The organism is Methylorubrum sp. Q1 (assembly GCF_004683995.1).
Lineage (GTDB): Bacteria > Pseudomonadota > Alphaproteobacteria > Rhizobiales > Beijerinckiaceae > Methylobacterium.
Map to the genome: position 1 here is coordinate 121188 of NZ_SRHQ01000002.1, position 13873 is coordinate 135060.

At 69.2% G+C, this 13873-nt stretch carries 15 protein-coding genes; 8 read left to right on the forward strand and 7 right to left on the reverse strand.

Annotation, left to right across the window (positions count from 1 at the left end):
• The first annotated feature begins 128 nt into the window (after positions 1–128).
• The 5 genes from E4V01_RS02470 to E4V01_RS02490 are packed head-to-tail and all read left to right on the forward strand — an operon-like array spanning position 129 to position 3403.
• Positions 129–563 carry a PaaI family thioesterase gene (locus E4V01_RS02470; RefSeq protein ID WP_135297280.1) on the forward strand — a complete coding sequence of 145 codons (435 nt, stop codon included), beginning with the start codon at positions 129–131 and terminating at the stop codon, positions 561–563.
• The gene (locus E4V01_RS02475; protein WP_135297281.1) at positions 560–1141 is read left to right on the forward strand and encodes a DUF1285 domain-containing protein; all 582 of its coding nucleotides are present in this window, start codon (positions 560–562) and stop codon (positions 1139–1141) included. The genes E4V01_RS02470 and E4V01_RS02475 overlap by 4 nt, the downstream gene beginning before the upstream one ends.
• Complete coding sequence (locus E4V01_RS02480; protein ID WP_135297282.1) at positions 1138–1821, forward strand: CoA pyrophosphatase; 684 nt, start codon at positions 1138–1140, stop codon at positions 1819–1821. Before E4V01_RS02475 ends, E4V01_RS02480 begins: the two co-directional genes overlap by 4 nt.
• 53 nt (positions 1822–1874) lie before the next feature.
• On the forward strand, positions 1875–2132 hold the full coding sequence (locus E4V01_RS02485) for a DUF6111 family protein (protein ID WP_135297283.1): 258 nt from the start codon (positions 1875–1877) through the stop codon (positions 2130–2132).
• A complete protein-coding gene (locus E4V01_RS02490; RefSeq protein ID WP_135297284.1) occupies positions 2129–3403 on the forward strand; it encodes a CCA tRNA nucleotidyltransferase in 1275 nt (424 codons plus the stop codon). Before E4V01_RS02485 ends, E4V01_RS02490 begins: the two co-directional genes overlap by 4 nt.
• A gap of 165 nt (positions 3404–3568) precedes the next feature.
• Here the strand turns inward: E4V01_RS02490 and E4V01_RS02495 are convergent, their stop codons facing one another.
• From E4V01_RS02495 to hemH, 7 genes are all read right to left on the reverse strand, one after another.
• The gene (locus E4V01_RS02495; RefSeq protein ID WP_060769135.1) at positions 3569–3970 is read right to left on the reverse strand and encodes a F0F1 ATP synthase subunit epsilon; all 402 of its coding nucleotides are present in this window, start codon (positions 3968–3970) and stop codon (positions 3569–3571) included.
• Positions 3971–3996: 26 nt separating this feature from the next.
• Positions 3997–4248, reverse strand: coding sequence for a hypothetical protein (locus E4V01_RS02500; protein ID WP_060769136.1), 252 nt, complete (start codon positions 4246–4248; stop codon positions 3997–3999).
• A gap of 123 nt (positions 4249–4371) precedes the next feature.
• Positions 4372–5829, reverse strand: coding sequence for a F0F1 ATP synthase subunit beta (gene atpD, locus E4V01_RS02505; protein WP_060769137.1), 1458 nt, complete (start codon positions 5827–5829; stop codon positions 4372–4374).
• 24 nt (positions 5830–5853) lie between these two features.
• A complete protein-coding gene (locus E4V01_RS02510; protein WP_135297285.1) occupies positions 5854–6744 on the reverse strand; it encodes a F0F1 ATP synthase subunit gamma in 891 nt (296 codons plus the stop codon).
• 167 nt (positions 6745–6911) lie between these two features.
• Positions 6912–8441 (reverse strand): F0F1 ATP synthase subunit alpha, encoded by a 1530-nt coding sequence (gene atpA, locus E4V01_RS02515; RefSeq protein ID WP_060769139.1) that lies wholly within the window; start codon positions 8439–8441, stop codon positions 6912–6914.
• Between the two features lie 74 nt (positions 8442–8515).
• Positions 8516–9085: a F0F1 ATP synthase subunit delta gene (locus tag E4V01_RS02520; protein WP_135297286.1), complete on the reverse strand. Its 570-nt coding sequence runs from the start codon at positions 9083–9085 to the stop codon at positions 8516–8518.
• Positions 9086–9345: 260 nt separating this feature from the next.
• On the reverse strand, positions 9346–10416 hold the full coding sequence (gene hemH / locus E4V01_RS02525; protein WP_060769141.1) for a ferrochelatase: 1071 nt from the start codon (positions 10414–10416) through the stop codon (positions 9346–9348).
• Positions 10417–10607: 191 nt separating this feature from the next.
• Between hemH and E4V01_RS02530 the strand changes: the two genes are divergently transcribed.
• The 3 genes from E4V01_RS02530 to E4V01_RS02540 are packed head-to-tail and all read left to right on the forward strand — an operon-like array spanning position 10608 to position 13819.
• Entirely contained in the window at positions 10608–11579 is a 972-nt protein-coding gene (locus tag E4V01_RS02530) for a bifunctional 2-polyprenyl-6-hydroxyphenol methylase/3-demethylubiquinol 3-O-methyltransferase UbiG (RefSeq protein WP_135297287.1), read from the forward strand.
• A 7-nt stretch (positions 11580–11586) separates the two neighbouring features.
• A complete protein-coding gene (locus tag E4V01_RS02535) occupies positions 11587–13089 on the forward strand; it encodes a bifunctional UDP-sugar hydrolase/5'-nucleotidase (RefSeq protein WP_135297288.1) in 1503 nt (500 codons plus the stop codon).
• 25 nt (positions 13090–13114) lie between these two features.
• Positions 13115–13819 (forward strand): uracil-DNA glycosylase, encoded by a 705-nt coding sequence (locus E4V01_RS02540; RefSeq protein ID WP_135297289.1) that lies wholly within the window; start codon positions 13115–13117, stop codon positions 13817–13819.
• Positions 13820–13873: the final 54 nt, after the last annotated feature.

The following is a 13873-nucleotide window of genomic DNA, read 5'->3' on the forward strand; positions in this document are numbered from 1 at the left end:
GAACGCAAGCGCGGCGCTGCCGCGCGGCAGATCGGCACTATATGGGCGCTCCAGACCCGGCGGGCAGGACGCCCGCGACATCGTGCATCGCGGGCGCAGCGCGTCCGCCCCGAGGAAAGCGAGACCGGATGACGGACGAGGAGCGCGCGGCCTTCCCCGAGGGGTGGGAGGCTTTCACCGATCCGGGCTTCATCGCCCATGTCGGGCCGGTCTATCACCGGACGGTCGAGGGCACGAAAGCGTTCGCCTTCCGCACCGACGAGCGGCACGGCAACCTCGTCGGCATCGTCCATGGCGGCGCGCTGCTCACCTTCGCCGACCGGGCGCTCAGCATCGTCGTGCGCGACGCCTGCGACGGGGCCCGCGCCGTGACGATCGAGATGTCGAGCCAGTTCGTCGGCGCGGCCCAGATCGGCGACCTGATCGAGACGGTGCCGGAGATCGTGCGGAAAACCGCGTCCCTCGTCTTCGTGCGCGGCACGCTCACCAGCGGCGGCCGGTCGCTGGCGGCGGTGACGGGAATCTGGAAGGTTCTGCGGGACAAGCCCGGCGACAAATCATGACCCAGAGCACACCCGACGATCCGGCGCTCGCCCGCCTCAGCGCCGCCCTCGGCGAGATCGGCAAACGCGGCCTGCCTCCGGTTGAGCGCTGGAATCCGGAGCATTGCGGCACGATCGACATCCGCATCGCCGCCGACGGCACGTGGTTCCACGACGGCTCGGCGATCCGTCGGCCGAAGCTGGTCAAGCTCTTCGCCTCGATCCTGCGCAAGGAGCCCGACGGCTCGACCGTGCTCGTCACACCGGCCGAGAAAGTCCGCATCACCGTCGAGGATGCGGCATTCGCAGCCGTGGAGATGGCGGTGGAGGGCGAGGGCGAAGGCCGCCGCATCGCCTTCCGCACCAACGTGGACGACCTCGTCCCGGCCGATGCCGAACATCGCTTGCGCTTCGAGGACGGGGCGGAGGGTCTCAAGCCCTACATCCATGTCCGCCGCGACCTCTGGGCCCTGGTGAGCCGCCCCCTGACCTACGATCTCGTGGAGATGGGCGAGGAGCGCGAGATCGACGGGCAGAGGTGGTTCGGGCTCTGGGCCGGGGGGCATTTCCACCGCATCGCCCCGGCAGAGGCGGCGTGAGGCTGTCCGAGGCGGCGGCCGGGCCTGGGGCGGAGGGGCGCGCGGATGATTTCGGCCTCGACGCCTTCCTGGCGCGGGCGGAAACCCGCTTGAGCCACGTGCCGCCGGGGCCGGGCGTGCCGCTGTCGAACCCGCGCGGCGACCACGACCTCCAGCCGGAGGGTCTTTCCGTTGCGCCGGCCACGCCCCACCGGCCGGCAGCGGTGCTGGTGCCTGTGATCGACCGGCCCGAGGGTGCGACGCTGCTGTTCACGCGGCGGGCGGCACATCTGCGTGACCATTCGGGGCAGGTCGCCTTCCCCGGCGGCAAGGTCGATCCGGAGGACACCACGCCGATCGACACCGCTTTGCGCGAGGCCTGGGAGGAAATCGGGCTCGAGAGCGACGCCGTGCGCCCGCTGGGCTATCTCGATCCCTATCTCTCCGGCACCGGCTTCCTCGTGATGCCGGTGGTCGGCCTCGTGGCGCGCGACGCCGTGCTGCGGCCGAACCCGGCGGAGGTGGCGGCCGTGTTCGAGGTGCCGCTCGCCTTCCTCATGGACCCGGCGCGTCATCTCGTCCGTTCGGCGGAATGGAAGGGCCGGACGCGCTATTTCTACGCCATCCCCTTCGCCGAGCACCTGATCTGGGGCGTCACGGCAGGGATCGTGCACAACCTCCAAGAATGCCTCTATCCCTGAACGCCTCGACGCTTGACGGGCGCCCCGCGGCCCCTCGCAGAATTGCGCCATCCATGCTCCGCCTCGTCCTCCAGGAAATCCTCCTGTTCTCCCTGCCCTTCCTCGCCTTCGCGGGCTGGCTGCTGTTCGCCCGGCGCTCGCCGCTCGACCATGCGCATTGGAAGCCGCACTGGACGCGGCTGATCCTGGCCGGACTGTTCATCGTCATCGCCTCCCTCATCACGGTCGGGTTGACCGGACAGGACATGAAGGACGGCTACGAGCTGCCGCGCTTCGAGAACGGCCGGCTGGTGCCGGGCCATTTCCGATGATCACCGACACGCTGCCCTCATCCCTTGTCCCGCCGCTGGTCGCGGACGGCCCGGCCCGCCTCCTGGCGCGGGCAGGCGTGCAAGCCTGCCTCGCGGCGCTCGATGCGCCGGGCGAGGAGACGCGTCTCGTCGGCGGCTGCGTGCGCGACGCGCTGCTGGGCGCCATCGTCGCCGACATCGACCTTGCCACCACGCTGCGGCCCGAGGCCGTGATGGCCTGCGCCCGCGCCGCCGGGATCAAGGCCGCGGGCACGGGGATCGAGCACGGCACGGTCACCCTCGTCGTCGGCGGCGAGCCGCACGAGGTGACGACCCTGCGCGAGGACGTGGAGACCGACGGACGCCACGCGGTGGTGCGTTTCGGCCGCGACTTCGTTCGCGATGCCGAGCGGCGCGACTTCACCATCAATGGCCTCTCGCTCGATGCGCAGGGACGCCTCCACGATACGACCGGGGGCGTCGCCGACCTCGCCGCCGGCCGGGTGCGCTTCATCGGCGACGCCGCGACCCGCCTGCGCGAGGATGCCTTGCGGCTGCTGCGCTTCTTCCGCTTCCACGCCCGCTACGGGAGCGGCGCACCGGATGCGGAGGGCCTCGCCGCCTCCATCGCGGCCCGCGGCAGCCTCGACCGGCTCTCGCGGGAGCGGGTGCGCGCCGAGTTCCTGAAGCTGCTGCTCGCGCCCCGCGCCGTCGATGCGGTGGCGATCTTGAGCGAGACCGGCCTGCTCCCGCGCATCCTCGGCGGCGTCGGCGAGCTCGGCCGACTCGCCCGCTGCGCGGCGGCCGAGCTGCGCCTCGACGCCACGGCGCGCTTTTCCGCGCTCGCGGTGCGGACGATCGAGGACGCGGACCGGCTGCAGGCGAGCCTTCGCCTGTCGCGGGCCGAGCACGCGCGCCTCACCGGCTACGCCATCGCCCTCGCGGCCCTCCACGACCGGCCGGTGATCGAGGCCGACGCGGTGCCGGCTCTCGTCGCCACCTACGATGCCGGGCCCCTTCGTGAGTTGCTGATCGCCCTCGATGGCGAGCCGCGCCCGCGCATGACGCCGGAGGCGCGGGCCGTGCTCGATCAGATGGAAGCCGCCGGCACGCGCCCCGTCCTCCCCGTGACGGGCGGCGACCTCGTGGCGCGCGGCGTAAAGCCGGGCCGGGCGGTCGGCACGGGGTTGCGGGCGGCCCGGGAACTCTGGCTCGCCAGCGGATGCCCGGACGACGCCGAGGCGCGCGAGCGGCTGATCGCGCGAGCGCTGGAAGCTGCATCCGCGCCATAGCCGGCTCGCCCGGCAGCATCCGCACGCACGATGCTCTGGCCTCTTGTTTTCGCATCCTCTTTCTTCGAAAGCCGGAGGCCACCTTTCGGGATGGTGCTCCAGCGCAAAAACACGAAAAGGCGCCGGTTTCCCAGCGCCTTCCGAAATCCGAAGCCCTGACGGAAATCAGCGGTTCAGCGTGTTCTTGGCTTCCTGCATCTGAACGATCTGGGCGTTCAGCGCCTCGCGCTTGGCGAGATCCTGGGTCGCATCGCGGGCGAGTTCCGCCGCCTCGATCTCCCTGTCGATCATGGCGGGGGTGACTTCTTCGATCGGCGCGGCGCGCTCGGCCAGAACCGTCACGCTCTTGGGTCCGATATCGGCGAAGCCGCCCTGGACGTAGATGCGCTTGCCGTTGCCGGTCGTCTCCGTGACGGTGATGACGCCGACCTTGAGGGTGGTCAGCACCGGGGCATGGCCCGGCAGCACGGTCATCTCGCCCTCGGAGCCGGGAAGCTGCACGGCCTCGACTTCGCCGGAATACAGCGTCCGCTCGGGGCCGACGAAATCGAAGTGGAAGGTGGCCATCGTCAATCAGGTCCCGAGGTTTGATGTCAGCGCCGGCTGCGGTCGGCGACGAAGCCTGCTCCGAAGCCGACGACGGCGCCGATCAGGGCGAACAGCCCGACATGCTGGAGCTGGCCGGTGGTCAGCTCTCCGCCGCGTGCGCCCGCCGCCGAGTCCTTGTCCTGGATCTCGACGCTGAGCGGGCCGAGCTTGAGCTCGGCGGCCTGCGGCCGGGTCAGGTAGCCGACGAGGCCCCCGACCACGACGCCGACGAGAAGGAGAACGACTTTGGCGTTCATGATCGTTCCCGCGCCCGTGCCTTAGAGCATTGTCTTGGATATCGGATCCACGACAATGCTCTAGCCTTTTGTTCTTGCATCATCTTGTTCCGAAAGCCGGTAACCACCTTTCGGGATGATGCCTTAGGCGGCCGCGAGCTTCTTGGCCTTTTCCTGGGCGTCCTCGATCGTGCCGACCATGTAGAACGCCGCCTCGGGCAGGTCGTCGTACTTGCCTTCGACGAGGCCCTTGAAGCCCTTGATGGTGTCTTCCAGCGGCACCTGGATGCCCGGCGAGCCGGTGAAGATCTCGGCCACCGAGAAGGGCTGCGAGAAGAAGCGCTCGATCTTGCGGGCGCGGGCCACCGTCAGCTTGTCCTCTTCCGACAGCTCGTCCATCCCGAGGATGGCGATGATGTCCTGAAGCGACTTGTAGCGCTGCAGCGTCTGCTGGACCTTACGGGCGACTTCGTAATGCTCTTCGCCGAGGATGGCGGGCGACAGCATGCGCGAGGTCGAGTCGAGCGGATCGACGGCCGGGTAGATGCCCTTCTCGGCGATCGAGCGCGACAGCGTCGTGGTCGCGTCCAAGTGGGCGAAGGAGGCGGCGGGCGCCGGGTCGGTCAGGTCGTCGGCCGGGACGTAGATCGCCTGCACCGAGGTGATCGAGCCCTTGGTCGTCGTGGTGATGCGCTCCTGCAGGGCGCCCATGTCGGTGGAGAGCGTCGGCTGATAGCCCACCGCCGACGGGATGCGGCCGAGCAGCGCCGAAACCTCGGAGCCGGCCTGGGTGAAGCGGAAGATGTTGTCCACGAAGAACAGCACGTCCTGGCCCTGGTCGCGGAAGTCCTCGGCGATGGTCAGGCCGGTGAGCGCGACGCGCGAGCGGGCGCCGGGGGACTCGTTCATCTGGCCGTAGACCAGCGCGCACTTGGAGCCCTCGGCCGAGCCGCCGTTCTCCTTGGGGTTCTTGTTGACGTTGGACTCGATCATCTCGTGGTAGAGATCGTTGCCCTCGCGGGTGCGCTCGCCGACGCCGGCGAAGACCGAGTAGCCCGAGTGAACCTTGGCGATGTTGTTGATCAGCTCCATGATCAGCACGGTCTTGCCGACGCCGGCGCCGCCGAACAGGCCGATCTTGCCGCCCTTGGCGTAGGGGGCGAGCAGGTCGACGACCTTGATGCCGGTCACCAGGATCTGCGACTCGGTCGACTGATCGGTGTAGGGCGGGGCGGGCTGGTGGATGGCGCGCAGGGTGTCCGACTGGATCGGGCCGGCCTCGTCGATCGGCTCGCCGATGACGTTCATGATGCGGCCGAGCGTGTTGTGGCCGACCGGCACCTTGATCGGCGCGCCGGTATCGCGGACTTCCTGGCCACGCACGAGGCCCTCGGAGGTGTCCATCGCGATGCAGCGGACGGTGTTCTCACCGAGCTGCTGAGCGACTTCGAGAACGAGGCGGCTGCCCTGGTTCCGGGTCTCGAGCGCGTTCAGGATTTCCGGCAGGTGGTCTTCGAACTGCACGTCCACGACGGGGCCGATGACCTGGGTGATCTTGCCCTTGGCGCCGGTCGTCTGCAGGGGGGAAGCGGTGTTCGCCATTGCGATGGTTCCTTTATGCGGCGGTCAGAGCGCTTCCGCGCCCGAAATGATCTCGATGAGTTCCTTGGTGATCATGGCCTGACGCGTCCGGTTGTAGATCAGCGTCTGCTTCTTGATCATCTCGCCCGCGTTGCGGGTCGCCGAATCCATGGCGCTCATGCGTGCGCCCTGCTCGGAGGCGGCGTTCTCGAGCAGCGCCCGGAAGATCTGGACGGTGAGGTTCTTCGGGAGCAGCGTCTCGAGGATGATTTCCTCGTTCGGCTCGAATTCCATCGCGGCATCGGAGCCGGCGCCGGTGGCGGCTGCGCCCTCGGCCTTCGGCAGCTCGGCCGGGATGAGCTTCTGCGCCGTCGGGATCTGCGAGATCACCGAACGGAACTCCGAGTAGAACAGCGTCGCGACGTCGAACTCGCCGGCCTCGAAGCGGGCGAGGATGTCGTCGGCGATCTCGGCGGCGAAGGGGTAGTCGACCGGCTTGTTGCCGCGGATGTCGCGGGAGGCGACGATCTGGTCGCGGAACTGCCGGCGCAGGACGTCGAGGCCCTTCTTGCCGATCGTCATGATCTTGACGGTCTTGCCGTCGGCCATCAGCCGGTTGGCGTGGTCGCGGGCGAGACGCGCAATCGAGGAGTTGAAGGCGCCGGCCAAGCCGCGGTCGCCGGTGCAGACGACGAGCAGGTGCACCCGGTCCTGACCCGTGCCGGAGAGCAGGCGCGGGGCGCCGACGCCGCCGATCAGGTTGCCGGCCAGGTTGCCGAGCACCTGGGCCATCTTCTCGGCGTAGGGACGCCCGTTCTCGGCAGCGTTCTGGGCGCGCCGCAGCTTTGCGGCGGCGACCATCTGCATCGCCTTGGTGATCTTCTGCGTCGCCTTCACCGAGGTGATGCGGTTCCGCAGATCCTTCAAGCTGGGCATCGGTGGGCGTCCGGGTCCGTTCGGAAGGGCCTCTCCTCACCCTGCGGGGAGGAGCCGGAGGTCGGGGTGGCTCGAGCGGCGCCGGGAGCTTCGTCCGGCACCGCCCGCCCCCTGCCCCCTCCCGCATGCGGGAGGGGGCGTGCGTTCGTCAGGCGAACGGCGTGTTCTTAAGCGAACGACTTGGCGGTGGCCTCGACCACGCCCTTGAGCGTGTTGGCGTTGGCCTCCGACAGGTCCTTGGAGTCGCGCACCGCGTTCAGCCAATCCTGGTGCTTCGAGCGCAGGGTGCCGAGGAGTTGCTCCTCGAAGGCACGGACCTTCGCCACCGGCAGCTTGTCGAGGTAGCCGTTGACGCCGGCGTAGATCACCGCGACCTGCTCTTCCATCTTCAGCGGCGAGAATTGCGGCTGCTTCAGAAGCTCGGTGAGGCGCGCGCCGCGGTTGAGCAGACGCTGGGTCGAGACGTCGAGATCCGAGCCGAACTGCGCGAAGGCTGCCATCTCGCGGTACTGCGCCAGCTCACCCTTGATCTTGCCGGCGACCTTTTTCATCGCCTTGGTCTGGGCCGAGGAGCCCACCCGCGAGACCGAGAGGCCGACGTTCACCGCCGGGCGGACGCCCTGGTAGAACAGGTCGGTCTCGAGGAAGATCTGGCCGTCGGTGATCGAGATCACGTTGGTCGGGATGTAGGCCGAGACGTCGTTGGCCTGGGTCTCGATCACCGGAAGCGCGGTGAGCGATCCGTTGCCGGCGGCGTCGCCCATCTTGGCGGCGCGCTCGAGCAGGCGCGAGTGGAGGTAGAACACGTCGCCGGGGTAAGCCTCGCGGCCCGGCGGGCGGCGCAGCAGCAGCGACATCTGGCGGTAGGCCACGGCCTGCTTGGAGAGGTCGTCATACACGATCACGGCGTGCATGCCGTTGTCGCGGAAATACTCGCCCATGGCGCAGCCGGCGAACGGCGCGATGAACTGCATCGGCGCGGCGTCCGACGCGGTGGCGGCGACGACGATGGAGTATTCCAGGGCGCCCTGGTCCTCCAGCACCTTCACGAACTGGGCCACCGTCGAGCGCTTCTGGCCGATGGCGACGTAGACGCAGTAGAGCTTGGCGTTCTCGTCCGCGCCGGCATGGGCCGACTTCTGGTTGAGAATGGTGTCGAGCGCGATGGCGGTCTTGCCGGTCTGGCGGTCGCCGATGATCAGCTCGCGCTGGCCGCGGCCGACCGGGATCAGGGCGTCGATCGCCTTGAGGCCGGTGGACATCGGCTCGTGCACCGACTTGCGCGGGATGATGCCCGGCGCCTTCACGTCGACGCGGCGACGCTCGGTCGACTGGATCGGGCCCTTGCCGTCGATCGGGTTGCCGAGACCGTCGACCACGCGGCCGAGCAGGCCCTTGCCGACCGGCACGTCCACGATGGAGCCGGTCCGCTTGACGGTCTGGCCTTCCTTGATGTCGCGGTCGGAGCCGAAGATCACGACGCCGACATTGTCCTGCTCGAGGTTGAGGGCCATGCCGCGCACGCCCGACTCGAACTCGACCATCTCACCGGCCTGGACGTTGTCGAGGCCGTAGACGCGGGCGATGCCGTCGCCGACCGCGAGCACCTGCCCGACTTCCGTGACCTCGGCCTCCTGGCCGAAATTCTTGATCTGCTCTTTCAGGATCGCGGAGATCTCGGCGGCGCGGATGTCCATCGTCGGGCCTCTTTAAAGGTCTGGGGCTGTCTGTTCGGCTGTCGGGAGGTTCGCGAGGGTCTTCTTGAGACCGCTCAGCGGGCTTCCCGCATGGCGAGGCGGATGCTGTTGAGCTTGGTCCGGAGCGAGGCGTCGACCATGCGCGAGCCCATCTTGACGACGATGCCGCCGATCAGGCTCGGGTCGATGTGGAGATCGAGATCGATCTCGCTCTTGGCGACGTCGCGCAGCGAGGCCTTGATGTCCTCGATCACTGCGTCGGAAGGCTTCTCGGCGACGCGGACCTCGGCGCGGATGATGCCCTTGGATTCACGCACCTTCTCGCGATAGGCGCGGATCATGCCCGGCAGGGCGAAGAGGCGGCGGTTGGCTGCCGAGAGCTTGATGAAGTTGGCGGCCAGACCCGAGATCCCCGCCCGATCGAGCAGGGCGCCCATGGCAGCCGTCTGCTCCGCGGCCGAGTAGGCCGGGCTCTTCACGAGGCGGCGCAGGTCGTCGCTCTCGCGATAGAGCGCGTCGAACGCATCGAGGTTCTTCGCGACGTCATCGACCTGACCCTGATCGTGAGCCAGTTCGTACAGGGCCAACGCGTAGCGGCCCGCCACACCGGCCAACAGGGGACCCTCGGAACCGTTCTGCGCCACCCGTCGCTCTCTCTTGTCCTTGCCCGCCGGCCCCTCATGCTCGAACTCGCCTTGTGACGGCGAAAGCGTGAGACCCGTGGGGATTGGAATTGCACCGGGCTCGGAAGGCCTTGATCGGTCTCCCCGCGGCGCGGCTGTCGCCTAGCATGCGTTCCGAGGGGGCGCAAGGCAACGTTAGGGCCATGGTTGAGCGCGTCCGCAGCATGGCGAACCGCCGCGCCGGATCACGACGGACCCTGCGCGGCGTTCTTCGCGCCCGGTCAGATCCAGCCCTGCAACTCCCGCCGCACCACGTTCTCGATCACCCGCATGCCGAGGTCGGAGTCGTTGAGGCAGGGAATGAAGGCGTATTTCTCGCCGCCGTTCTCCTCGAAATAGTGGCGGTTCTCGCCGTCGAGTTCCTCGAGCGTCTCCAGGCAGTCGGCGGTGAAGCCCGGCGCCACGATCGCCATGCGCTTCACGCCGGCCTTGGCCAGGCCCTGCACGGTCTCGTCGGTATAGGGTTTGAGCCATTCCTCGTTGCCGAAGCGCGACTGGAAGGTCACCCGCATCCGCTCGGGCGAGTAGCCCATCGCCTCGCGGATCAGCCGGCCGGTCTTGAGGCACTGGCAATGGTAGGGATCGCCCTTGAGCAGGTAGCTCTTGGGCACGCCGTGGAAGGAGGTGAGGATCACCTCCGGCTCGAAATCGAGCTTGGCCAGCCCCTCGCGGATCGATTGGGCCATGGCTTCGATGTAGACGGGATCGTCGTGGTAGGGGGCTGAGACCCGCACGGTCGGCTGCCAGCGCATCTGCATCAGGGCCTTGAAGGCCTGGTCGCAGGCGGTGGCCGAGGTCGCCGCCGCGTATTGCGGATAGAGCGGCACCAGCAGGATGCGGTCGCAGCCCTGGTCCAGCAGCGCCTGGATGCGCAGGCTCACTTCCGGCTTGCCGTAGCGCATCGCCCAGTCGACCACGACGGAATCGCCCATCGCCGCCTGGAGCTTCTCGCACTGGCCGCGGGTGATCGTCTTGAGCGGGCCTTCGTCGCGCTCGTTGTTCCAGATGCTGGCGTAGTCGCGGCCTTTCGGCCCCGGCCGTTTGGTCAGGATGATGAGATTGAGGAGCGGCCACCAGATCAGCCGCGGCACCTCGATCACCCGGCGGTCGGAGAGGAACTCCTTGAGATAGCGGCGCATCGGCCAGTAGCTCGTGCCCTCGGGGGTGCCGAGATTCATCAGCAGGACGCCGACGCGGCCAGTCCGCACCGCCGGGTGGTCGGGCGGCAGGGCGGTGGGCGCGACCGGCACGGGATCGCGCAGGAGGGTTTGGGGTTCGACGCGTTCGTTCATCGGATTTCCGGTCACGGGCTCCCCGCCTCCCTCAATGCGGCAAGCGATCCGGTTGTGCGGACCGGCCGTTCGATCTAGAGCAGGCGGCTTTTCAAGGCCGAGACTCACCCGAAAGAGAACACTCTTGCGGGGCGTCCGGCCCGAATCTCGGCAAACCCTTTGCCCGAAATCGCTCCGGAGGCCAGCGCGACATGCCGTCCCCCCGCTACTTCCTGAAGCACTTCGTGCCGTTCACCGGCTATCCCTACGAGGGGGCGCCGGCCGCGTGCAACCTGTGCGGATGTCGCGACGCCGTCACCGTGGCCGAGACCGACCGGCGGCTCAAGACCCTGCGCTCGATCGCCTGTCTGCAATGCGGCCTGATCCGCACAGACCCGATGCCGACGCCGGACGAGCTGGCCGAATATTATTCGACCGCCTACCGCGCCGATTACCAGCTCGCCTTCGCGGGCGGGCCGCCGCGCCACCACCTCAACCGCTCGGCCCGCGAGGCGACGTTCCGCGCCGACCTGCTGGCGCCGAAGCTGAAGCCCGGCGCGCAGCTGCTCGATTTCGGCTCAGGATCGGGCGAGTTCCTGGCGGAGGCCAAAAGGCGCGGCTGCGAGGTGATCGGCGTCGAGCCCGGCCGCGACTACGCGACCTTTGCCCGGACACATCACGGCGTCGAGGTGCTCGACGAGGCCGAGGATCCGAACCGCTTCCCCGCCGGCCATTTCGACGTGATCTCGACCCACCACGTGCTGGAGCATCTGCGCAACCCGGCCGAGACGATGGAGCGGCTGGCCGGCTGGCTGAAGCCCGACGGCATCCTCTACGCGGCGGTGCCGAACATGGCCGCCACCGGCAAGCCGCCGCACGAGCGCTTCCACTTCGCCCATGTCCACGGCTACGTGCGCGAGACCTTCGATCTCTTGGCCCGCCGCGCCGGGCTCGTGCCGCATACCGATTACTGGCGCGAGGACACCACGGTGGTCTACCGCAAGACCGATGCGCCCGCCGTGCCGCTGACGAATCCCGGTCTCGCCGACCGGCTCGCCATCGATCTGAAGCCGATGTCGGCGGGGCTCTACTTCGCCTCGGGCGCCTGGATCTGGCCGGCGCTGCGGCGCAACGCCAAGGCGGTGCGGGACGGGATGAGCAAGGACGGGCTCGCCAAGCGCTGAGGCGCCGATGCGCCCCACCCGCCGCGAGACCGTCGCCGGGCTCGGCGCCGGGCTTCTCGCAGCCGGCAGCGGTGCGGCGCTTGCCGGCACGCCGACCTTCACCCTGCTCCTCGTCAACGACATCTACGCGATGGACGCGGTGGAGGGGCGCGGCGGCTTTGCCCGGCTCAATGCGGTGGTGAAGGCCGAGCGCGCCCGCGGCGTGCCACTGCTCTACGCGCATGCCGGCGACAGCTTCTCGCCCTCGCTGATGTCGGGCTTCGACCGGGGCGCGCATATCGTCGAACTGCTGAATCTGGCGCCGCCGGACGTGTTCGTGCCGGGCAACCACGAGTTCGATTTCGGCCCCGAGGTGTTCGCCGAGCGACGGAACGAGGCCCGTTTCCCCTTCCTCGCCGCCAACCTGCGCGGGGCCGACGGCCAAACGCTGCCCGGCATCGAGGATACGCGGCTGATCGAACTCGGCGGCATCCGCGTCGGCCTCGTCGGCATCGCCCTGCAGGCGACGCCGGAAAAATCGCAATCCGGCAACCTCAGCTTCGGCCCCGAGATCGAGACGCTGGCGCGCGAAGCGGACGCCCTGCGCAAGGCCGGCGCGCAGATGATCGTCGGCATCGCCCACACCGCGCGGGTGACCGACGACGCGATCGTGCGGGCGCGCCTCGTCGATATCCTGCTTTCGGGCCACGATCACGACCTCGTCGTGCGCGACGACGGGCAGACGGTGATGGTCGAATCGAGCCACGACGCCCACTCCGTCACCGCGGTCGACGTCTTCGTCACGGCCAAGGCCGACGGCTCGGTGCGCTGGCGCGCCGGCTTCCGCATCCACGACACCGCCGAGGTGACGCCTGATCCGGAAACGCTCGCCGTGGTGCGCCGGCTCAGGGGTGAGCTGTCGCGGGAGCTCGACGTCGTGATCGGCACGACGCAAGGCGCGCTCGACAGCCGGATCACCTCGGTGCGGGTGCGGGAAGCGAGCTTCGGCGATCTCGTCGCCGACGCGGTGCGGGTGGGGACCGAGGCCGAGATCGGCCTGATGAACGGCGGCGGCATCCGCGGCGACCGGCTCTACCCGGCGGGCACGGCGCTCACCCGGCGCGACATCCTCAGCGAATTGCCCTTCGGCAACACCACCGTGCTCGTGGCGATCGACGGGGCGACCCTGCGCGAGGCCCTGGAGAACGGATTTCGCGATCTCGGCCGCCCCTCGGGCCGGTTCCTGCAACTCTCCGGAATGGTGGTGACGCTCGACCCGAACGCGCCGCCCGGCCGGCGCGTCGTGTCCGCGACGATCGACGGCGCCCCCCTGGACGACGCCCGCATCTACCGCGTGGCCGCCAACGACTTCATGCTGCGCGGCGGCAACGATTACGGGATGCTGGCCCGGGGCCGCGTCCTGATCGGCGGCACGGACGGGCGGCTGCTCGCCAACGAGGCGATGGCCTATATCCGGGCCCACACACCGCTGCCGGCCGAAGCCGGCGGGCGAATTCGGGTGCGGCCGTGAAAAGCGGCATGAGAGGGGACTTCACGTGACCGGACCCGTCGAGGCCGCACTCGCCGCGTTTCGCGCCAGCGGCTCCCCCTGGCTCGACCTGCCCTTCTTCCGGGAGGGCGCGGCGGATCGGGTTGCGAAAAAGGTCGAGGCGCGCGTCGCGGCCGGGGCGACGGTGCTACCGGAGCCCGCCGCGATCTTCCGTGCGCTGACGCTGACGCCCCTGCCCGCGGTGAAGGCGGTGATCCTCGGCCAGGACCCCTACCCCACGCCGGGCGACGCCAACGGGCTCGCCTTCTCCTATGTCGGCCCGCGCCGCCTGCCGGCCTCGCTCAAGGTGATCCTGGCCGAACTCGCGCCCGAGGGGGAGACGCCCGACCTCTCGACCGGCGACCTCACACCCTGGGCGGAGCGCGGCGTCCTGCTTCTGAACGCGGCGCTCACGACGGAGGCCGGCAAATCCGGTGCGCATCTGCGGCTCGGTTGGGCGCAGCTCACCGACGAGGCGGTGAAAGCCGTCTCGGCCCGCGACGAGCCGGCGGTGTTCCTGCTCTGGGGCGCCCAGGCCCGCGCCCGCGAGGCGCTGATCGACACCGGCCGTCACGGCATCATCGCCTCGGGTCACCCCTCCCCGCTCAACCGCGCCCGCGACTTTCCGGGCTCGCACCCGTTCGACCGGGCGAATGCGTGGCTCGCGGCGCAGGGCCGCGCGCCGATCGACTGGCGGCTGGATGGGAATTGACATCGCGCCAGTTTGACGCGGCGAGAAGCTGCTTTCGATCCGGCCCGGCGTGAA

Excerpts from the sequence above, each read along its gene's own strand:
- E4V01_RS02475 (WP_135297281.1), top strand. The coding sequence starts at position 560 with ATGACCCAGAGCACACCCGACGATCCGGCGCTCGCCCGCCTCAGCGCC.
- E4V01_RS02510 (WP_135297285.1), bottom strand. The coding sequence starts at position 6,744 with ATGCCCAGCTTGAAGGATCTGCGGAACCGCATCACCTCGGTGAAGGCG.
- E4V01_RS02470 (WP_135297280.1), top strand. The coding sequence starts at position 129 with ATGACGGACGAGGAGCGCGCGGCCTTCCCCGAGGGGTGGGAGGCTTTC.
- E4V01_RS02495 (WP_060769135.1), bottom strand. The coding sequence starts at position 3,970 with ATGGCCACCTTCCACTTCGATTTCGTCGGCCCCGAGCGGACGCTGTAT.
- atpD (WP_060769137.1), bottom strand. The coding sequence starts at position 5,829 with ATGGCGAACACCGCTTCCCCCCTGCAGACGACCGGCGCCAAGGGCAAG.
- E4V01_RS02530 (WP_135297287.1), top strand. The coding sequence starts at position 10,608 with ATGCCGTCCCCCCGCTACTTCCTGAAGCACTTCGTGCCGTTCACCGGC.
- E4V01_RS02500 (WP_060769136.1), bottom strand. The coding sequence starts at position 4,248 with ATGAACGCCAAAGTCGTTCTCCTTCTCGTCGGCGTCGTGGTCGGGGGC.
- atpA (WP_060769139.1), bottom strand. The coding sequence starts at position 8,441 with ATGGACATCCGCGCCGCCGAGATCTCCGCGATCCTGAAAGAGCAGATC.
- E4V01_RS02490 (WP_135297284.1), top strand. The coding sequence starts at position 2,129 with ATGATCACCGACACGCTGCCCTCATCCCTTGTCCCGCCGCTGGTCGCG.
- E4V01_RS02535 (WP_135297288.1), top strand. The coding sequence starts at position 11,587 with ATGCGCCCCACCCGCCGCGAGACCGTCGCCGGGCTCGGCGCCGGGCTT.
- E4V01_RS02485 (WP_135297283.1), top strand. The coding sequence starts at position 1,875 with ATGCTCCGCCTCGTCCTCCAGGAAATCCTCCTGTTCTCCCTGCCCTTC.
- hemH (WP_060769141.1), bottom strand. The coding sequence starts at position 10,416 with ATGAACGAACGCGTCGAACCCCAAACCCTCCTGCGCGATCCCGTGCCG.